Raw genomic sequence first — 471 nt, forward strand, 5'->3', positions numbered from 1 at the left:
GCGATCGAATGCCTTGAGCATGGCCGGAATGCCACGGCTTTGCGTCAGGCCGCCAATGAAGATAAACAGGAGTGCATCTTCGGGGATGGCCAATTCTTCCCGCCAAGGATAGGGAGTCAGCGTGGGCGGCGCCAGCGGGACATTTCGCACGAGCACGACAGGCGTATCGGGATACCTCTGGCGATACCAGCGCTCAATGGAGGGGCTCACGACCAGCACAGCGTCACAATGCTTGATTAATGTTTTTTCCAACCAGCGGGCGATACGTTGGCGTCTGCCATGCAGGCCGTATTTTTCTGTTTCCAGTTCGTGGGCATCGTAGACGAGACGAGCGCCGGTCATGGATTTCAACAGGCATGCCAGAAGCAACGGCAGCATACTGTGGCAATGGATGACCGCGACTTTCGTGCGACGGTATTCCCGAATAATGCGCCAGCTCCATTCCACGTATTTGACGGCCTGCGCCAGGAA

The 471-nt window shown here is 56.9% G+C and carries 1 protein-coding gene; it reads right to left on the minus strand.

Annotated features, from left to right (window positions below):
• Positions 1–471, minus strand: a 471-nt coding sequence (locus RCF13_RS24725; protein ID WP_308141622.1) for a glycosyltransferase, incomplete at both ends; no start/stop codon positions are given.

The sequence above is a fragment of the Stenotrophomonas maltophilia group sp. RNC7 genome (assembly GCF_030910085.1).
GTDB lineage: Bacteria > Pseudomonadota > Gammaproteobacteria > Xanthomonadales > Xanthomonadaceae > Stenotrophomonas > Stenotrophomonas sepilia.